This window comes from Streptomyces sp. UG1 (genome assembly GCF_049974585.1).
GTDB lineage: Bacteria > Actinomycetota > Actinomycetes > Streptomycetales > Streptomycetaceae > Streptomyces.
The window spans coordinates 1-20729 of the sequence record NZ_JBNGGG010000040.1 but is presented as its reverse complement, the minus strand read 5'-3'; the positions used below and the strand labels follow the sequence as shown (position 1 = coordinate 20729).

Genomic DNA, 20729 nt, shown 5'->3' with positions numbered 1-20729 from the left:
CCGCCGCGATGCTAGTGGTTCACGGTAAGGACTTCTTAAGTTCGCTGTATTGGGGGTGGTGCCCGTTCAGGCCCGCAGCGGGTTGAAGCGCACGGCCGCCATCACGTACCAGGCGGTCGCTCCCACATGCCGATACGGGTAGTACCCGAATCCGAACCCCGTATCGAGCGGACTGCTGGCGGACACGACCCCCGCCCGATCGGGCAGCGCCCGCCCGCCCACGGTCTGTCCGCCGCCGAGCAGGTCCTGGGCCCGCTCGACGGAGTCGAGCAGCCGCCGCGCCCGCGCCTCGTCGCCCCGTCCGCACCGCTCCCGCAGGGCGAGCGCGAGATGGGCGGTCCCCTCGAACCACACGCCATTGCGGTCCGGCTTGGGCTGGGAGTCGGCGATCGGCGCGTCCTCGTCGGCGAGCAGGCTGGCGGAGCTGAAGGTGACGCCCTCGTACGACTGCCCCGCCGGCACCGTGCTGTTGCGCCGCCCGGAGTGATCGAGCACGGCCAGCTCACGGGCGGCCCAGTCCAGCGACGAGGCGTGGGCACGGGAGCCGAGGGCGAGGTGGGTCCAGGTCTGTGTGTCCTCGGGGACGGGCGACGTATTGATGGTCACCCCGTCGTTGGTCCCGGTGTAGAAGAACCCACCGTCGCCCTCCCACATCCTCTCGACGAACTCCCGGGCCCGCGCACGCCGCTCCAGCCACACCCGGTCCCCCGTCAGCCGGGCGAGCCGCCCGAACAGACAGACGAGGTCGGTGTTGTGCTCGGTGGAGGTGAAGGGCAGTTTCTGATTGCCGCCATCGACCCCGAACTTGTACCCGCCCAGCGGTTCATCGGTCCGGCCGTTGCGCTCGATCCACTCCCCGATCCGCACGGCACCGCCGAGAAACCGCCGCTTCCCGGTCCGCCCGGCGAGCGCCGCGAGCGCGATCCCGGCCCAGGCCATGTCCCCCACGGCCGTCCCCGTGAACCCGAACTGCGTCCCGACATTGACGCTCCCGTCCGCCCGCACGAACCCGTCCGGCTGCAGCGAGCCGTCGTAGAAGGTGTACGGCCCGACGTTGTAGCCCTGCCGAAGCCGACCGTCGTCGTGGACCGGGTCATGCGCCTGGGCGTACAGCAGCGCGTCCCCGAGCGAGACGGCCCGCCGCCGCCCGCCCGTCGTGCCGGCGGCGAGGAAGGCGAGGATCGCGAGGGCGTTGTCGTAGGTGAACGCGGTGCTGAACAGCCCGGCCTGGTCGGTGTAGCTCTGGGCGAGGCGGGTGGTGCCGTGGTCGGGGTAGGCGTCCATGGCCGCGGCGAGGAAGGCCCGGGCGCGACGCCGCGCGGAACCTCCGGAATCGGCGTGCGCGACCCCGGTGCCGGTGAGGGCCACGGCGCCGAGACCGAGGCCGGTGCCGATGAGCGTGCGACGACTGAGCCCTGAGCCGCGTCTGTCGATCGTGCCGGTCATGGGTCTCCCTCGGAGTTTGAGAGCGCTCTCAGGATGCGGGTGCGGGCTCATTCTGCTGGTGCGGAGGGGGTGGGTCAACGCTCTTGAAGATCGCAGCAGTTGGGGAGCAACGAGTAGCGATCGGAAGGACTGCGACTGAGATCCGGTCAATGGGTAAGCACCGCCTGAAACTTGACGTCTCAATCGGGCATTCGTGATCGCGGAGCGGCCTAACTGCCGTGCATGCCCCCCGCACAACGTCCGCACGCCCACGCTCGGCGCGTCCGTGCCGGCCCAGGTGGCGGTCGCGGCTCCCGCAACCGGCACGACCACCACCACCGACCTCGCCCAGTACGTGAACCCCCTTCGTCGGCACGAAGCCTGGCGGCCCCGACTTCGGCACCGGCGGCGGCGCGGGCAACACCTTCCCGGGTGCCGTCGCCCCGTTCGGGATGGTCCAGTGGAGCCCGGACACCGACCGTTCGCAGCCGGGCGGTCACCACTACGGACTGCGGCTTGTCGCGCGGTCCGCCCGACCGCGTGATCATCGCTCGGCGCCACGACAGCCGGCTTCTGGAGGGACGCACGGTTTCCAAGCACCGGTTGCCAGAGGCCCACCGCTCCGCGAAGCCGGAAGCCCTCGCGGAAGCTCCTCGGGGCAGGACGCGGACGCGGCGCTCAGCCGCCGACCTCTCCGGCGTCGATGCGCCGGCCGCGCGAGGCGTCCACCACGACGGGGATGCCGTCCGGGATCCGTCCTTCGAGCCGGTCGAGCAGGGACTGCACCGGCGGGAGTTCTCCCGGAACACGAACGTGGACGTACAGCGTCCGGGAATTCGCGTCGACACTCGTGACGGACGCGTCCGGCTCGTCGGCGAGCCACTGCTGCGCCGCGTCCTTGGTCCGGCCGGTCCACACGTTGAGCAGCAACGTGGCCACGGTGTTGGCCGTCAGCGGAACGAGCACGACGACGAACAGCAGGGCCATGGCGGCCGTTGCCCTGCCGGCGGGGCGCCCGGCCGCTCTGTCTGCCTCCGCGGCGTAACCGAGCGAGGCGAACACCACCATGCCGGCGAAGACCAGGGCGAAGAGGTTCGACACGAACAGCGCCAGCGCGCCCAGAGCCAGCCATCCCGACAGCTTGCCCAGGCACACCCCTGCCACCACCAGGGGCGGGACGAGGGAGATGGCGATCGCGACTCCGGGCAGCACGGCGGCGACGTCCCGACGGGCCAGTGCGACCGCGCCGGCCAGGCCGGTCGCCAGGGCGGCGATCAGGTCCATCAGGCCCGGCGACGTCCGCGACGAGATCTGGCTGTTGGACAGCAGGTCGTAGTCGCGGGGCAGAGCCACCGATATGACCATCCCGACCGCGATCACCAACAGGCACGCGAGGAGGACGACCACGGCCGATCCGGTGCGGCGGCGCTGCACCGACCCGAGGGCGATACCCATGATCGGCGTGGAGAGCGGTGCGATGATCATGGCGCCGATCACGGTCGCCGTCGAGTCCGTGAGCACCCCGCCGGCCGCGATGACCGCCGACAGCGTCAGCATCGTCCAGAAGGCCGAGCGCTTGGACGTGGTGTCCCCGGCGGACAGGATCAGATCCTGGGTCAGTTCGTCCAGCGAGCGGCGCTGAGCGGCCGGCAGGACACGGGCGCGAACCTTGCTGATCATGCCTCCAAACAACCACGATCAGCACGTTCCGACGGGCAGGACACGGGCCCACGGCCGCGACCCGGTCCTGGGCTCAGTGGACGTTCAGTCGGTCATGAACCAACCCCGTACCTGAGCCTCGTGATCGGCATAGCGCTCGCCGGAAGAACCGCCACTCGTTGAACGTCCCGTCCGGCCCGCCCTCACCGCTCGCCCCGTTGTCGGAGGCGGCCACGATGATCGTGTTGTCGAGCTCGCCCGAGGACTCCAGGAAGTCGAGCACCCGGCCGAGCTGGGCGTCGCTGTACTGACGTAACCTGCGAAGACCTCGGCCATTCTGACGAACAGCCGCTGCTCGTCGGCGCTGAGGTCGTCCCAGGGACGCACGGTGTCGAGCAGCGGCCACGGCCGGCCGTCCGGCCCGCTCACCACGGGCTCGCCGTGCGGATTGACCGAGGAGAGCCGCGTGTTCTCCGGCAGCAGGCCGATCTCCTTCTGACGTCGCAGAATGTCGGGGCGGATCGCCTCGTAGCCCTCGTCGAAGACGCCCTTGTACCGGTCGGCCCACTCCTTGAACACATGGTGGGGTGCGTGGGCCGCGTCGAGGGAGAGGTACATGAAGGACATCCGCGTCATCACCAGCTCCGTCACCCTCGTCGAAGCCCGCGACCCCAGGACGAACCAGCCACCGACGCGGGTCGTGGCCGCCACCGCGATCGCCTCCCCCTCCTCCGCGACCTGATGCTGTGCGGCCCCGGCGTCCGCGCAATCAAGACATGAGGCGGCGTGAAGGGACAACCAACTCTGGGCTTCGCTGTTCCGGTTGGCATCCTGGCGGTCCACTGGCTGAACTCGCGGACGGCGGGCGATGCACGGGTGGCACGGTTCAGCGGGGAGAGGGACCCAGGTTGTCCCATGGGGAGGCAGGTGCTGGGTCCTTGCGTGGAGGTGCGCCGGCGGGGTTGCCCTGGGGGTGCTGATTGATCCAGCCCAGGCCGCCGATGTCGAGTCGGTGGCGGGCTCGGGTGACGGCGACGTAGGCGAGTCGGGCTTCCGCGTCGTCGATGTCGCCGGGCAAGGGGTCGCCGTTCCCGTCGCACTCCTCCTGGTCCACCGGTTCGGTGAAGTCCTCACCGATGCGGACGGACGCCCATTCGCGGCCCTTGGCCTTATGGGCGGTGGACACCACGATCTCGGCGCCCTGCTCGACGGAGAGCCGGTCCACCGCGTCGAGGATGACATCGACACCGTGTTCATCGACGAGGTCGACCAACGGCAGGAGGTCACGGCCGGAGGGGTCGTATTCGGCGTACTCCTGCAGTTCGCCCCAGGACTCGAAGAGGATCAGCTCCGGGTGGGTGCAGCGCTTGCCGGCCTTGAGGTCGCGGGCGGCCCGCGCCAGCGCACGCAGGGACTCCCCGCCACCGACCAGCGCGACGCGGCGACCCGCCCCCAGCAGACGCATGACTTCGAGCATGGCCCCGACGTTGGACCGGCACAGGATGGCGTCCGGTTCCTCGACGCGTTCGAGGCGCGTGCTGATCGCGGGGGTGCCGGTGAGCCGGATCGGGGAGTCGACGATGTGGAGCCACCGGTTGGCCTCCTCCGCCAGCGCCGAGCCGAAGCGGAAGGACTGGGACAGGGCCAGTTGCGTACCGTCGAAGTCGCTCATGACATCCCGGGCACCACGCCAGCCGTAGATGGCCTGGGCCGAGTCACCGACCATCACCAACTGGGTATGGCCCCGCTGGTCGTTGAAGACCTTCTCGACGACGGGGTTGGTGTCCTGGGCCTCGTCGAGCAGCAGGAAATCCGCTCGGATCACGGGTTCGGTCAGTGCCCAGATCTTCAGATAGTGGTCGTGGTCGAAGCGGACGACGCCTTCCTGCGGATTCTGCAGGTCGTCCCATGCTCTGGTCGCGTACGGCAGGACGACGTCGATGAGTTGGGCATGCAGGTCTTCCGCTTCGATGCCGCGCATCCGCGGGACGTGGTGGCGCTTGATGGTGCTGTCCGCGGACTGGCAGAAGCGGGTGACAGTCCGCAGCACGGTGTACGAGAGGGCCTTGTTGGTGACGTTCCGCTCACCGATGCGCATGCGCATGTTGACGGCTATGCCGAGGGAAGCACCGGTCTTCCAGCCGGGGACCCTGGGAGCATTCAGGCGGGATGCGTACCTGTGGCCCACGGCGCCGAAGGCCAGCGAGTGCGCGGTCTTGCACAGCACGTTGCCGGGGAACTTGTGGGCCGCGTCGGTGGCGATGGACTTGTTGAAGGCGATGTACCGTCCGCGTCTGTCAGTACTCGCGGCGAGCATGGTCAACGTCGTGGTTTTGCCGGTTCCCGCGCCCGCCTGGAGCACCACATGATCCCCGCGCCGGAACGCATCGACGGCCGTGCTCTGCTCAGGGGTTGGTGCGGGCATCGTGCTCCCCAAGGGTGAGTGCGGCTCCAGAGGGCAACATCACCGTGACACAGAGAGATCATGCGTGTCCGGTGATCACGAACTTCGCTCCCGACTTCCGCAGGGCTGCCACATGACGCACGCGCGCGGCAAGCCGACGGCAAGACTTGCTCGCCCGGTGCCGAGCCGGATCCGGTCGCCGCGGGGCGGGCCACGTCTTCCACATCAGAGGTCGGGATGAGCCCAGGATGAGCACGGGGCCCTTCTGCCTGTGCGGTCGGGTACGTCGACGTGGAGCAACTTGAGCAGGCCGACGGTGACTACCCGGTAGGCATTCCCCAGGCGACACGGACGTCAATGAGTCGAAACATAAAGAATCGGATTCGGCGCACACTCTGGGCAACAAGCCGAGCCCTCAAGATGCAATCTGGCAACGACCAAAGCCGAAGTGACCCTCACGTCGGCGATGGGGGTCGGTGACCGCGACAGCCGAAACATCAGAGAGGCCCGGCCGTCCGACCGGACTCCCGATACAGGGCGGCCCACGCCGGGCCCCCGAGAAGGGGAGCGGGGCAGGGCCGGCTCGTGCAGCAGAGGCCAGGAACTCAGCAAGATGTCGGTCGGGATGCGGGATGAGAGAAAAGTGACTCGCGACGGCGGGCTCAGACCGGGCACCTCGCACCACCATGCCCACCACGCCGCCAAGCTCGTCGCCCCGCATCGGGCTGCCGCTGAAGCCTGCGGAGCCCCGACAGCCGCCGTCGCCTCCGCCCAGCACCGCCTGGATCCATCCCTCCACCTGCCGTGCGCGCAGCCGGCCCGCCCACCACAGGCCCCAGGGGCCGGGTTTCGTGTAACCGTTTGGGGCGACTGTGACGTAAGTGTTGACGGGCGGGAGACGCGGCCTTACTTTCTGGCCGAAGTTCCGAACCTAGTTCGATATATCGAACAGTGGGGGTCTTCGGATCGACTGACGAAGGGACGACGACAGTGATCCGCACCCGCGCGGGAGCCCGCACACGCAGAGGGAGATGGACGGCGATGGTCATCGCCGTACTCACCCTGCTGCTGGGCGCCACCATCCAGCCCGCCACCGCCGCCGACGGGCGGCCGTTCACCAATCCGGTCAAGTCGCAGAAGGGCGCCGATCCCTGGATCGAGTTCCACAACGGCAACTACTACTTGATCACCACGTCCTGGTCCGACGTGCTGACCATGCGCAAGTCGCCCACCCTCGCCGGGCTCGCCACCGCTCCCAGCGTGCAGGTGTGGAAGGACACCGACACCTCCCGGGGCTGCAACTTCTGGGCTCCCGAGATGCACTTCTTCAACAACAAGTGGTACGTGTACTACGTCGGTGGCGCCTGCGTCAGCGACTACCTCGGCACCCAGCGCTCCCACGTGCTGGAAAGCGTGGGCTCCGACCCCATGGGGCCGTACGTCTACAAGAACAAGATCAAGCCCACCGGCTCGGACCCCTGGCTCATCGACGCCAGCGTTCTGGAGGTCGGCAGCAACCTGTACATGGTGGGCAGCGCCAACACCACCAACGGCACCCAGAACCTCGTCATCGCCCCGATGAGCAACCCCTACACCGTCAGCGGCACGCTGCGCACCATCTCGCAGCCCACCCTGAGCTGGGAGCGCCAGGGCGGCACGGTGAACGAGGGCCCGGAGGCGCTGCAACGGAACGGCAAGACGTTCCTGGTCTACTCCGCCAGCGGCTGCTGGACCCCCGACTACAAGCTGGGCCAACTCGAACTGACCGGCAGTGACCCGCTGCAGGCCTCCTCCTGGACGAAGAAGCAGACCCCCGTATTCCAGCGGGACAGCGCGGCCAACGTCCACGGCCCCGGCCACAACGGCTTCTTCACCTCGCCGGACGGCACGGAGAACTGGATCGTCTACCACGCCCGCAACGACACCTCGACGGACGGCTGCGACAACAACCGCACCACCCGCGCGCAGAAGTTCACCTGGAACGCGGACGGCACGCCGAACTTCGGCACCCCGGTCGCCCTCGGCACGACACTGCCCGGCCCCTCCGGCGAGACGGCGGCCACCCCGACCGCTTACACCCTGGTCAACCGCAACAGCGGCAAGTGCCTGGACGTCGAGGGCGGCAACACCGCCGACGGTACGAACATCCTCCAGTGGACCTGCAACGGCGGCGCCAACCAGAAGTGGCGGATCGAGGACCTGGCCGACGACACCAGCCGCCTGGTGAACGTCAGGACGGGCAAGGCCATGGACACCACCAACTGCGCGACCGCCGACGGCACCGACATCCGGCAGTGGTCCTGGCTGAACAACAACTGCCAGCGGTTCCGCCTCATCCACACCGCCACCGGTGACTACGTGCGGATCGTGAACGAGAACAGCGGCAAGGTCGCCGACGTGGCCAACTGCAGCACCGGCGACGGCGCCGACGTACGCCTCTGGTCCTGGCTGAACAACAACTGCCAGCAGTGGCAGCTCAGGCCCGTCAGCTGACGGACCTGATGAGCGGACCACGGCCCCGGTACCCGCAGCGGGTACCGGGACCGTGGTGTGTCGCGCGTGCGGCGGGAGGGCCCGGACGCGCCCATGGCGGCCGACCGGCCGTTCCGCCGGGTCGGCCGGCCGTACGGCGGCACTCAGCCGGCCGCCGAAAGACTCTCGGCCGCACGGGCCGACGCAGAGGTCCGCCCGCGCCCCGTCCCCACCCACGTCGCCATCCCCATACCGTGCCCGCGGCTCCGACAGCACACCGCATTCGACTATGCCCCGGTCGCACACTCCAGCGAGGTCCCGGAACGATGGATGACGCTCCGTGCCGACGGTGCCCGGCTCACCGCGCTCGGCCTGGACCGCCGCGTGGAATGGTGGCGGGTCGACGACAAGCACAGGGCAGGGGCACGCGGCCATCTGGATCAGATACTCCAAATTGACCGCCACACCCGAGCCGTTGCGGCTGAACAAGGCATATCGGCGGCCACCGGAGACCTTGGACCGGAAGGCCGGCAGCACGACGTACCCGGCAGAGTCCACATGCAGCACCCGCGCGTCGAGCGCCGCCAGGAATCCCGCCGCCTCGTCCGCCCGAAGACCCCGCCAGGACACAGCCAGGCGCGGCGAAAGCACATCAGACCGCACGGCCGCGAACCCGACCGCCCATGCCTGCAGCAGCGCGTCAAGCCGCCCCACCGCATCCGGGTACCGGACTTCTGCCGTCCTGGTCAGCTCCTCGGACTGCCCAACCGCCCCTGCAGGCCTTCCGTCTCGATTCGCGCGGCGGGCTGCAGCTCTCCGTAACTGGCCCACGCCCCGGCTCAAGTAGAGGGCAAACGCATTCTCCTGTCGACGGCGTCTTCACCGTCGACGCCCAGCCCGCACGCTGGTGGAGTGCCTCAACACTGTCGGCTGGGCCCGCGGGATCCGCATACTGAACTTGCACCGATGTCCTGGTGAGCGACACGTCGACAGCACGCTACTGATCGCAGCCTTCGACGTCACGAAACTGCATTGATCCAGTCGTCCCCAGGCGGCGGCACGAAGAAGTAGCCGCCGCCCGTGGTGAGCAGGTACTTTGCCATGGCCTCTCCCTCCAGTCGCTTCTGCACGGCTTCGAAGCCTTTGGCCAGATCGCGCTGGAAGCAGGAGAAGATGAGTCCCTGGTCGTCGTCTCCTCCGCGGTAGTTGTAGCCTCGCCGGACCATGGGCGGAGGGTTGCGCCGGTCCGGGGCTGCCCTGCGGACGTGGGCGTCAAGTGGTGTGATCTTGCCTTGGGGATCGGTCGGGAAGACGGGCCGCTCGGTGCTGGGAGTTCCGTCCAGCCACCGCCCGTCTCTTCGCCGGCCGATGATGCGCTCCTGCTCGTGGATGGTGTCGCGGTCCCAGAAATCGGTCGCGAGCCGGATGATCCGTACGACCTGGTAGCTTCCCCCAACCGCCCAGGACGGCTCGCTCTGGGCGCCGGTGACGATCGCGCGGTCGGCGGTTCCGGCCGAGGTAGCGGGGTTTCCGTAGCCCTCGGTGAAGTGGAAGGGATTGCGGGCCAGACCCCTGCCGTCCTGCGTACGGTTCTCGGGGCGCAGGCCGGCCATGCGCCAGCGGACCCGCCACTGCGGCAGCGCGTCCAGCGTCTGGTCCGCCGCCTTGCTCACCGCCTGGGCTGAGGTACCGGTGACCTGGAGCAGGAGGTCACCGTGCGACTGGGCGGGATCCAGCACGTCGCCCGTGAAGGACGGCATTCGCTTGAGGTGTCGGGGCCGTTCTGCCCTTTCGGGAAGCAGGCTGTGGCCCACCGCGAGCCACGCCGCGATGCTGTCGCCATCGGTCGCCGTGACAGCGCGATGTGCCGCACGAAATGCTCCGATACGGTGCTGCCTGCTTGCACCGAGGTCAAGGGAGATGAGCTGCGCATACGGCAACGGTGCGGCACCGCGCAGATAGGCCGGCTCTTCCTCCTGCTGAGAAGACTCGCTGTTCAGGACCGCGGCGCTTGCAGCGGCGAGTCCACTGACTCCGAGGGCGGCAGCCGTCGACGCGCGCAGTAGTCCGCGCCTGCTGTGCGCCGTCACAGAACGGCCCCTCCCAGCGGACGCAAAGCGTCAGTGTCGTAACGGTTGAGTCGGGAAAGCGGGCTGGGCACGGACGTGTTCTCGTGTGGTAACGAATCCGTAGGGCGTCTCATCACTCGATGACAATCTCGGGAGCGACTCCGAGGACCAGGTTGTCGAGAGCGGCAGGCATTTCACCGAAGTGAGCCAGCCAGTCCGCGACGAGGTATATGGCCGATTTCTCGTCGATGGCGAGGAAGAATCGCCCTTGATCCAGTTCGCCGATCGGGAACAAGGACGCGCCGACTTCTTCGCCCCACTCGGAGAACCGGTCCTCTTCTCCGTACGCCAGACTGGGATCCAGTTCGAACGGCTCGCGTGCGCGGCTGATCCCCGGCGCGCTGACGTCGACGGAAATGCCGCCGAACTCCGCGAGAAACTTCTCAGCAGCATCGTGCATGATGATCCCGCGCTGCTCAAACTGCTCCCGCCATTCAGCTGTCTGTACGTGGCGCCCTTCGCGCCATCCAGCTGATCGCAGGACTTCTTCGGTCTCTGCCGAGAACCTCGTCATACTACTTCCCCGTCAAGAAATCCAGGTTGAGTTCTTTCACCAGTGCCTTGCAGCTGTTACATGGACCCACAGGGTATCCGTGTTTGGGGTGCTTGACGTTTGACCGGATGACGACAGCCGCGACCTTCGAGCCGGTCGGATCCATCCCGTTCCCGAGTGCGTTGCTGAGGCAGATGGGCAGGCCGCACTTTCCATGTCCCGAACCGCGCTGCGCGGGTGGAATTTTGTTGAGGATGTCCTGGACTCGGGGATGCAACGCGGGCGGAGTCCCCCGGACGCTCGTGTGACGGATCACCTGCCCATTGGGCAGTTCAACTGCCTCAGCCACAGACGGCCTCAGCCTGCCGGGGCGAATGGCCGAGGCCTGGTCAGCGAGGCCACGTGCGGCCCGCACCGCGGACTCACCGGCGCGCAGACCGCCGAGGCCGCCCTCGAGACAGCCCAGGAGCGCGGCTCCGCCGACCTGTCCCCAGTTGACTTTGCGTCCCGACAGCCGCTGCGCGCCCCAGTCGAGGAATCCTCCGAGCCCACCGCCGATGACGCAGCCGACGACCATGGGGTTGTTGCCGGAGGGGTCGGTGTAGGTCGTCGGAGAGGAGAGGGCGTACTGGTAGAGGTTGGTGCCGCCGGCGTAGCCGATGGGGTCCTGGGAGATGAAGCGGCCGGTCTGCGGGTCGTAGTAACGGTTGCGGTAGTAGAGCAGGCCGGTGCCGTCGTCCTCGCGGCCGGTGAAGGTGTACGGGTTCGAGGTCGCCGTGCCGGAGACGGTAGGTGTGCCATGAGGATCGTAGGCGTAGGTCGTGGCGATGGTTCCGTCGGCGCTCGCCAGGCCGACCACGCTGCCGAGGGCGTCGGTCAGGTAGGCCTGGGTCGTACCGCCTTCGGTGCGGGTGAGGAACTCGTCCAGCCCCGAAGTGGCCACCGTGGCGGTGGTCGCGCCCGCACTGTCCTGCTCAGCCAGCGGGTTGGCGCCGTCAGTGAGGTAGCGGGTGGTGGCATCGCTGATGGTTTTCGAGATGCGTCCGCCGACCGGGTTGTAGCCGAACGACGACGTTGTTCCCGTCCTTGTCAGGCCGGTCAGCTCGCCACGGGCGTTCCAGGTGTAGGTGCGGAGGCCGTCGTTGGTGAGCTGCCCGTCCGCGTCGTAGGTAAAGGTACGCCCGTCGTAGCCGGTAATGCGGTTGTCCTTGCCGAACTGCGTCCCGGTCTCGGCGGCGGGCAGGGTCACCTTCGCCAGCGAGCCGGTCAGCCCGGCCTGCAGGGCGCGCTCGTCCCGGGTGTACTTCAGGTCACCAATGGTCGTGTCGCCCTGCGTGTACACGATGGACTTGATGACGCCGGTGGTGTCGTAGTCGGTGGTGCGCGTGATGCCACCGGGCAGGGACGCCGTCTTCTCCCGGCCCGCGTCGTCCAGGCCGAAGGTGACCTCGTGGCTGCCCGACGTGACGGAGGTCAGGACGTCCGAAGTGTCGTAGCCGTACGTCGTGCTCGCCCCGGCCGCCGTCATCCCGGTGCGGCGGTCCGCGGCGTCGTAGTCGTAGCTGACCGTGCCTGTGGGGCCGGTGGTCGAGGCTGGACGGTCGTAGACGTCGTAGGTGAAGGACTGATTGCCGGCTTGGCTGTCGGTGATCTGCTTGAGCAGGTCGTTGTCGTCATAGCCGTAGGTGACGGTGGATTCGGCCTGCCCTGCGTCATCGACGCCGTACCGGACGCTCTTGAGCCGGCCCAGCAGGTCGTAGTCGGCCATGGCTGACGTGCCGGATCGGCTGGTCGCCTTCTTCAGGAACCCGGCCGCGTCGTACTCGAACAGGGACTGCGCGCCGAGCGGGTCGGTCGCCGTTTCGGGGCGATCGGCGTCGTCGTAGGCCCAGGTGGTGGTGTGGTCGCGGGCGTCGGTGAGGGTGGTGAGGTTGCCGTTCTCGTCGTAGTCGAGGGCCGTGGTGTAGCCCAGCGGGTCGGTGATCTTGCGGGGCTGGTTGAGCTTGTCGTACGTCACGGTGGTCGACGAGCCCGACGCGTCGGTCAGCGCGCTCGGCCGGCCCACGGCATCCGTGAACTGGACAACGGTCCGGCCTTCGGCGTCCGTGATCGCCGCGAGATCGCCGTTGCTGTAGGTGTAGGTCGTCACCGCGTTCGAGGCGTCGGTGATCGTCCTGACCTGTCCGGCGCTGTTGTACGTGTAGGAGGTCGCGCGTCCTTCGGCGTCGGTGGTCTTGGTCAGGTTGCCGTCGGCGTCGTAGGTGAATGTGGTCGTGTGACCGAGTGCGTCGGTGATGCTGCTCGGCTGATCGTAAGCACCGCCGTAGACCACCGTCCTGGTGGTGCGGGCGTCGTCGGTGCCGGCGAGCTCGACCGTCCCGGTCAGGTGGCCGTCGGTGTCGTAGGACAGCTCGGTGCGGCGCCCGTAGGGGTCGGTCACGGCGTCGATGCGGTGGCCTGTGCCGCGCTCGTAGACCGTCTTGCGGGCGAGGTCGGTGCCGTAGGCCTCGGTGTCCGAGACGCCGTAGCCGCCGTCGAACTCCACCCGCCGCACCGCCCCGCCCGGTTGGGTCACCTGGGTCGCCGTGACCTCGCCGGTGCCGGTCACGGTGTAGGCAAAGGTGTACTTCGCGCCCTCGGTCAGTGTCTGCTGCTCGACTCGGCCGTCCGCGTCGTAGGTGTTGGTCATGTAGACGATGCCGCGGGCGTCCGTCGCGGTGGCGATGCGGTTGGAGGTGCCGTCGTAGGTGTACGAACTCACCTTCCCGGCCGGGTCGGTGACCGTCGCCAGCCGCCCCTCACCGTCGTATGTGTACAAGACTGTGCGGCCGGCGTTGTCCCGTGCCTCGGTCACGCGGTTCTGCGTGTCATAGGTGAGCGTGATCCAGCGTCCGCCGGAGGTGACCAGCCGGGTGATCCCGCCCCGGTTGCCGTTGGTGCGGGTGAGGGTCAGGGTGTTGCCGTAGCGGTCGCGGATCTCCTTCAGCGGGGCGTACTGCGGGAACTCCCACACGCTGCCGTCGGGGAAGGTCAGGTCCCAGCCGGATCTGCTGTTCCACTCGATCGTCGTGCCGCGGAAGCTGCCGGTGGTGTCCTCCGGCTCGAAGACGGCGTCGTTGAAGCTGGTGCCGTCGGAGGTGCGGACGTAGTGCACCTTCTGGCCGCCGGGGAGGTAGAGGTCGACCTCCTGGTACTGCTCCTCGGAGTGCAGGAACGCGTTGTAGACGAGGTCCCGTCCGATGCCGAAGGCGCGTTTTTCGGTGTCGCCCTGCCAGTAGGTCCGGGTCACCTCGACGGGGGTGAGGGAGTCCTCGACCGCCAGGTCGGTGCGGGTGTCGGTGAGCAGGCCCGTCGACAGGTCGACCGGGTCACCGGACAGCCAGTCGATCGCGCCGTCCAGCCAGGAGGTGGCCCACGCAGGCAGCGACGGGGTGTTGAACATGGCGCCGTGGAAGGCCCACACCCGGGTCTCGGCGTCCGGGACCACCTGGGTACCGTCGGCGCTCACCTCGCCGTGCCCGTAGACGTACCAGCCCTTGCCGTCGGGGTCGTAGTCCATGAAGTCGACTCGGGTGCCCGGCGGTTCATGCGTGTAGTTCGGGTAGATGATCTGCGCGCCCTCGGGGAACACATACGTCCCGCCGGGCTGCACGGTGAAGTAGACGGGGACGACGCCGTCCTTCGGCAGCGGGAACGGCGGCCGGTCGATCGGGATCGCCGTGATGCCGAGTTCGGTGACCACCGTGCCGTTCTCGTCGCGGACCACCGAGCCCTTGGGGAGACGGACCTCAAGGCCCGGGATCTGCGGGGTGGTCAGCACGACGTCCTTCTTCGCGGGGGCGTCGAAGGTGACGGTGTGCTTGGTGTCCAGCGGCGTCATCCACACCGGGAAGCCGAGGTCCACGGACGTTCCGGCCTTGGGGTGGATGCGAATGTCGAAGCGGCCGTAGGCGCGCTTCTTCGTGTCGGCCGTGCTGCCGTCAACGACCAGGGTGGTGGCGTTCGCGCTGATACCGGTGAGCAGGAAGCGGCCCTTCGCATCCGTGCGCGTGGTCTTGTCGCCGACCCGGACAGTGACCCTGGCCAGGGGCTTTCCGTTCAGTTTGAGCACGTGTCCCGTGAGCGCGGTCTTGCCCGGCGGTGCGCGCAGCTTCGCCGGCGCCTTCGGCGTCGTACCGCGCCGGGTCAGCCAGTCCCTGCCCTTGAGGTTGTGCTTGTCGGGCTGCCAGGCGTCGGCGCCGGTCGGGACGATGCCGTCGCCGCTGTTGTCACCAGCGCTCTTCGCCGAGGCTTCGGTCTCCTGCTCCTTGCCTTCTGCGGCACTGTCTGCTGCGGAGCTCGTGGTCACGGTGGTCGACAGGCCGATGCTGTACGCACCCGTCCTCATCGACGCGGGATCCACGGTGACGGTGTATGTGCCGTCGGCCGGCAGCTCCGGCACAGCGTACGAGGTCGTACTCGTGGACATGTACCTCTCGTCGACCAGCCACGCCCCGTCCGGCCCGTACACCGACAGGTACCAGGCGTACGGCGGCGTGCTGCCCAGGCCGACGGTGAGTTCCTGCCCCGCCGTGCCGGTGAAGGTGAACCGGGCGTTCTGGCCGGCGGTGCCGATCGTGGCGTCCCGGGCCTCGCCGTCCACCGTGAGGGCGCCCGCCTGCACGTCAGGGACGAGCGTGGCGGTGGTACTGCCGGTCACCGGATTGCTCGGCTGGAGCAGCAGACGGTACGTGCCCGCTGTGAGGGGAGCTCTCAAGTCCGCCTCGTCCGCGGACAGGAAGCCGAGGTTCGTCTGCTCGGTCGCCCCTGGCTCCAGCAGCGCGATCCGCGTGCTTCCGGTGATCGTGGTGTCGCTGAACACCACGGCGGCGCCGTCCCCGTCGGCCGCCTCCAGCGTGTACTCCAGTTGCTGTCCGGGCCGGGTGATCGTCCCCGTGCGGGCGGTCTCCGACAGGGCGCCCGCCTCGGCCGGAGTGGACAGCCACAGCGTCACGCCGCCGGTGCCGGCGATCTGCGGCTCCAGCAACAGGGCGTAGGACGAACCTGCTGTCAGACCGGTCAGGTTCAGTGCCTGGGTGGAGTTCTTGGTCATCAGACCGACGTAGTCGCCGTCTGCGCCCTCGGAGCCGACCAGGTTGATGTAGGTGGTCTGGTCGATGCTGTTGCCGGTGAGCCCCACACCGAGGTAGTCGCCGTCGGAGCCGGTGAACGTCGCCCGCACCCGTTGTCCGGGACGGGTGATGGTGACCGGCAGCGAGTCGCCGTCCACGGCGAGGTCGACGGCCAGGTCGGCTGAGAGGGTCAGCTTGGCACTGCCCTGGGCGCCGTCGCGCGGATCCATGATCACCGTATAGGTTCCGGTTTCCGGCAGGTCGGGCAGCCCCTGTGTCCGTGCCCTGGAGGCGCTCACCGTCGCGGAGTCGACCACCTCGGCGCCGGACGGTGCGACGACGGTGAGACTGAAGGAGCTGGTGAACGCGTTCTCCGTGACGCCGAGCGACAGGTCGTCCCCTGTCGTCGCGTTGAACGTCGCCTCGGCGTCCTGCCCGGGACGGCTGACCGTCGCGACGGCTGCGTCCCCAGTGCTGCTCAACTGCCCCACGCCCACGGGCCGGGACAAAGTGAGGGCCAGTGTTCCGGTGCCGATCCGGGCGGGCTCCGCCTCCAACCGGTAAGTGCCCGTCTGCGCCAGCGCGCCGCTGTCCCAGTCCGTGGTGTCTTCGGAAGAGACGAGGAAGCTGTCCACGCTGCTGCCGTCCGGAGCGTACAGCCGCAAGGAGACGTAGGAGGCGAAGCCCGTGGACGTGACGCCGAGCGACACTTTCTGTCCGGCTTCGGCGGTGAAGGAGGAGGTACCGTCCTGCCCGGGCCGGGTGATCCCCATCTGCACGGCCGCGCCCTCTGTGTCGAGTGCCCCCGCCTCTGCGTAGTGCGAGACCGTGACCTGCGCGGTGCCGGTCGCACCGTCCGCGGGATCGAGATAGAGGGTGTACGTCCCGCTCGCCGGCAGCGCGTCAATGTCCAGCGACCCGTCGGACTCCTTGGACACGGACAGGGAATCCAGCTGATCCCCGTCGGGCTCATACAGGCGCACAGACGTCCCGGCGGTCATGCCGGCGGTGTCGACGCCGAGGCTGAAGGAGTCCCCCTTCGACGCGGCGAACGTCCACAAACCGTCCTGCCCGGCCCGGCTCATCGCCGTGGCGGCCGGATCGTCGGTGAAGCGCAGCTCCCCGCCCACCGGATGAGACATGGTCACATTCACGGCGCCGGCGATGTCCGAAGAGGGATCGATCACCAGGGTGTAGGTCCCGGAGACCGGGAGATCACGCACCTCGTAGTCGCTCGAAACGCCGTAGACACGACCGCCGCTGCCCACGGTCTCGCCCCGTGGATCCACCAGGTCCACGACCGCTGAAGGATCGAACGTGGACTCGGTGAAGCCCACGGAGACATCCTCGCCCTGCTCGGCGTCGAACAGCACCCGGGCACGCTTGCCAGGCTCGGTCACCGCGACGGAGACCGGGTCCTCGTCGCCCACCGACATGCGGACCGTGGTCTCGAACTCCTCCTCACCTTCCGCGAGCGGCACGGTGAAGTCCTCGGGCGAGGTCGTCCTTCCAGCCGGGGTCTGGACGGTGATCCGTCCGGTGGTCGTGGTCTCGGGCACCCTCACGGTGAGAGCGGTGCTGGTGACGCCGACCAACTCAGCGAGGGTCCCGCCGTTGAACCGGACAAGATTGTCCGCAGCCTCAGTCGCGAACCCCGATCCCGTGATGACCACTTCGGTCCCGGCAGGCCCCGCCGAGGGCTCCACCAAGGTGATGGCCGGACCGGCGGGCGCCACGGTGAAGGTCTCGGTGGACTCGGCGGTGGTTCCGCCGACGGTCACGGCCACCGGCCCGTCATCCGCGCCGTCCGGGACAGTCACCACCAGACGAGTCGCCGACGCCTCGCTCACCTCGGCGGTCGAATCACCGAACGCCACCGTGTTGTCCACGACGGTGGCGGAGAACCCGGTGCCGGACAAGGTGACCTCAGCACCGGGCGCGGCACTGACAGGAACGACCGACAGCACCGACAGCGTGCTGGAGGCGAACCGGTCGATACCGAGCCGGTTGCCGGCCTCGTCGTACCGGTAGCGAGCGGTCTCACCGCCGGGATCGGTCAGGCCAACGAGGCGACCTGCGGCATCGTAGGCGTAGACGGCGTTATCGGTGGTGGGTTCGGCAGCGGCCTCCACCTGTGCGGGTGCGGACTCGGCCGTCTCCTGGGTCGGCAGGGTGTCCGCCGCCTCAGTGGTGGCATTGGTGGGTTTGGGTTCCGGCGGTACTGCCTCGGCCGACACGGTTCCCACAGCCAGCGCGAGAACCAGCGCCCCCACAGTCACCAGTCGCCGTCTGCCGTCACCGACCACAGCGCGAAAACGCCCGCCCCTGTTCCGCATGTGCCCTCCCCAAGGCACTCACGGGTCACTCCAGCCCCGTGAACCCCCACCGTCATCGCACGAGGTGTCACACCGTAGGGGTGTAGGGTCATGTACGCGACATGCGTGGCGGTATCTGGCCGAGATTGATCCCACCGCACAGGCTGCCGTGATCACTCCAAGCGCTCGCGATACGCCTGAACTCAGCTGGGCATCAACCGACCAGTCGGGGACGGATTCCGCCGCTCCAGGCGTGCACAATGAAGCACTTGACGGCTTGGATACGACGGTGCCCGCAAGTCATCGCACACTCTTGCGGTCAGCCCTCCGTGCACGCTCCGACTTTTCGGGGATGGCGGTCTGCCAGCTCGGTGGCACCTCGAAACGTGGCAAGAAGCGGTTCCTGCGTGTGCTCACGGCCCATCATCACCAGGACCCGAGTTGGACGTGAAAGCTGTCAGGACCGGACAGTCCCGCCGCCGCCGATAGCCCCCTCGGAGACCGGTGGATTCCACCCGTCGGGCAGGGACAGCGACAGTCCCCTGACGGAGTTTCACGCACGGCTGTCCACCGGTTGTCCACCGGGACCCGTTACGCCAGCCTGATTTATCCCCTACGAGCAAGCAAAAGACCAGTTCAGAGCCCTACTTCGCCGATCTCGTCATAGAAACCGAACCCCCGACCCACGCATTACGATGCACAGGCAGACAGTGCCCGATTTGCCGAGATTCCAAGGTCACCCAAAACAAGAAACCCAGGTCAAAGGCTTGACCTGGGGTTCACCATGGAGCCGCCTTCGGGATTCGAACCCGAGACCTACGCATTACGAGACCGTGAGGGATCGTGTTGCCGGATACCGCGTGATGATGCCGAGTGATGTCGTGCCTGATCAGAGCACTTGCGGCAGGTTGCCCTCTGCTACTTCATGCTGCCCCGTCCAAAGGCGTCCGGCCACCCCATGGCCCCCGGAAGGTGCCCGCCGCCCCTGGAAGTCACCCACCGCCGGCTGTTGGGTCCGAACACTACGGGCCCAGCTCACGCCCCGCGTCACGGCGTCCGCTCGTGCGGACCGGTTCCCCCCTGTAGTGCGCGCACGCCACGGAAGTCCACCCGTGGGACGGCTCTGTCCGCCGTATCATGACGGCACACGGGAAGGAGCACCGTCCATGAGTGTCGACGCGATCACGCACACCGAGTTCCCCGCGGGATACGTGGTGTTCTTCGGCGCCGACGGAAAGATCATCATGACCCCGCAGAGCGAAGAGCACTCCAGCACGATCAGGTCGATGCAGATCGACTCTCTCGCCCTCGGCCGTCACGCGAAGGTCACCTCGGACGTCTACATCGACTTCCCCGCCGACGAGAACTCCGCCCCCGACCTGGCCATCCTGCGCGAGGACGCGCGCAAAGAGGGCAAGCGCTACAGCTTCGAGGACGTCCTGTTGATCTCGGAGGTCGTCTCCACGTCCTCGGCACGCAAGGATTACGACGACTGCACTGCGAAGTACGGCCGGTACGGCATCCCCGTCTACCTCGTCGTGGATCCCTACGCCCGGGAAGTCGTCCTGCACACCGAGCCCACCTCCAGCGGCTACAGCACCGCCCACACCCGCGCATACGGCACAGGCAAGCTCCCCATCCCCCTGGCCGACGGCCGCACCTTCACCCTCGACCTCGACGAACTCCCCCTGCCGGACCCGGCGCCCGACACTCACTGAGTCTGAGAAAACGCGTCCCGAAGCAGGAAGAGGCCCGGCAGCCGGTCGGCGAGGGCATGATCATCGAAACAGCGACTGAAGAGCTCCACGCATTGGGCTGCCCGGGGTTCGGTGATCACTCCCGGGGTTTTCCTGTCCTTCCCGCCCCATTCTGGCCCCGGGAAGGCCCGGCGGTGGGCTGGGCCGGGCTCCGTCGGGAGGATTCCAGTTCTGGCCCCGGCGACAATAGAACGTCCAGCGCACCAACCTTGCGACGCGAGGACGCTCGTCTCACATCCCGCACCGTTCATCCGGTGCGGGGCAGGCTCGGCCATCACCGACTTGGTCCGCTCCGTCGTCGCCCCCGCCGTCCTCATTGCCGACCAAGCCGAGACCGCGATCGTCGAGGCCCCGAACCCGGCCGGCCTGGACGAAGTCGACGAGATCCCCCGGTCGAGCAGATCGAGGCCCCGCCCCCGAGTACGAGCGCGCCGCCGACCAGGCCCGCCGCACTGACCGTGGCGAGCGCGCCGCGAAGAAGGTCCTCGAGAGGCTGCCCGCCGGCACCCACGGCACATGGCGCGTCTTCCGCGCTCCGTCCTCGCGGCAGGCCCCGGACCTCGCCGAGATCACCCGCATCTTCCAAGGCCCACGGCCTCGCCCCGTCTCGACGAAGGCCTGCACCCCGAGCCTCAAGGTCGAGCTCGCCGAGGCCGCACCCGTCGACGTCGATACCGCGGTCCTCGTCAGCACCTAGCAGTTGCCCAGGATCCCTAAAAAGGCGCATTTTACGCACTTCGTAGCAGGGCGGTAACCGGTCTCGGGGCGACGTCCCCCGAACGGAGAAGGACCGCCTGTTCCGCCCTCGCTGTCGGTAACGGCTGAATCGTGGACCGGGGGCATCAGATGAAAAGTGGACCTCACGCTGTCAGTAGATGTTGGTCATTCAATGCCACGAAGTTAAGGCCCTGTTGGCGGTGTCAAGGGTGTCGGGAGACAGAAGGGGCCTCTGCTATCCAGGGGA

Annotated in this window: 10 protein-coding genes; 3 read left to right on the top strand and 7 right to left on the bottom strand. The window is 68.1% G+C overall.

Going from position 1 to position 20729, the window contains the following annotated elements; all coding sequences use genetic code 11:
* Positions 1 to 66: 66 nt before the first annotated feature.
* The 3 genes from ACP4J3_RS36845 to ACP4J3_RS36835 form a co-directional block, all read right to left on the bottom strand.
* A complete protein-coding gene (locus ACP4J3_RS36845) occupies positions 67 to 1446 on the bottom strand; it encodes a Tat pathway signal sequence domain protein (RefSeq protein ID WP_426540676.1) in 1380 nt (459 codons plus the stop codon).
* 657 nt (positions 1447 to 2103) lie between these two features.
* Positions 2104 to 3105, bottom strand: coding sequence for a DUF389 domain-containing protein (locus tag ACP4J3_RS36840; RefSeq protein ID WP_426540675.1), 1002 nt, complete (start codon positions 3103 to 3105; stop codon positions 2104 to 2106).
* Between the two features lie 73 nt (positions 3106 to 3178).
* Positions 3179 to 3367, bottom strand: a complete 189-nt coding sequence (locus ACP4J3_RS36835) for a hypothetical protein (protein WP_426540674.1) — start codon at positions 3365 to 3367, stop codon at positions 3179 to 3181.
* Between the two features lie 333 nt (positions 3368 to 3700).
* Between ACP4J3_RS36835 and ACP4J3_RS36830 the strand changes: the two genes are divergently transcribed.
* On the top strand, positions 3701 to 3826 hold the full coding sequence (locus ACP4J3_RS36830) for a hypothetical protein (protein ID WP_426540673.1): 126 nt from the start codon (positions 3701 to 3703) through the stop codon (positions 3824 to 3826).
* A 144-nt stretch (positions 3827 to 3970) separates the two neighbouring features.
* Here the strand turns inward: ACP4J3_RS36830 and ACP4J3_RS36825 are convergent, their stop codons facing one another.
* Positions 3971 to 5509 carry a UvrD-helicase domain-containing protein gene (locus ACP4J3_RS36825; RefSeq protein WP_426540672.1) on the bottom strand — a complete coding sequence of 513 codons (1539 nt, stop codon included), beginning with the start codon at positions 5507 to 5509 and terminating at the stop codon, positions 3971 to 3973.
* A gap of 1020 nt (positions 5510 to 6529) precedes the next feature.
* Here ACP4J3_RS36825 and ACP4J3_RS36820 point away from each other — a divergent pair.
* The gene (locus tag ACP4J3_RS36820) at positions 6530 to 7981 is read left to right on the top strand and encodes a family 43 glycosylhydrolase (protein ID WP_426540671.1); all 1452 of its coding nucleotides are present in this window, start codon (positions 6530 to 6532) and stop codon (positions 7979 to 7981) included.
* Positions 7982 to 8979: 998 nt separating this feature from the next.
* On the opposite strand, the gene ACP4J3_RS36815 is transcribed toward ACP4J3_RS36820, so the two are convergent.
* From ACP4J3_RS36815 to ACP4J3_RS36805, 3 genes are all read right to left on the bottom strand, one after another.
* The gene (locus ACP4J3_RS36815; protein ID WP_426540759.1) at positions 8980 to 9900 is read right to left on the bottom strand and encodes a Dyp-type peroxidase; all 921 of its coding nucleotides are present in this window, start codon (positions 9898 to 9900) and stop codon (positions 8980 to 8982) included.
* Positions 9901 to 10162: 262 nt separating this feature from the next.
* Positions 10163 to 10603 (bottom strand): SUKH-3 domain-containing protein, encoded by a 441-nt coding sequence (locus ACP4J3_RS36810; RefSeq protein WP_426540670.1) that lies wholly within the window; start codon positions 10601 to 10603, stop codon positions 10163 to 10165.
* Position 10604: 1 nt separating this feature from the next.
* Positions 10605 to 17930: an RHS repeat-associated core domain-containing protein gene (locus ACP4J3_RS36805; RefSeq protein WP_426540669.1), complete on the bottom strand. Its 7326-nt coding sequence runs from the start codon at positions 17928 to 17930 to the stop codon at positions 10605 to 10607.
* Positions 17931 to 19174: 1244 nt separating this feature from the next.
* Between ACP4J3_RS36805 and ACP4J3_RS36800 the strand changes: the two genes are divergently transcribed.
* Complete coding sequence (locus ACP4J3_RS36800) at positions 19175 to 19726, top strand: Uma2 family endonuclease (RefSeq protein WP_426540668.1); 552 nt, start codon at positions 19175 to 19177, stop codon at positions 19724 to 19726.
* Positions 19727 to 20729: the final 1003 nt, after the last annotated feature.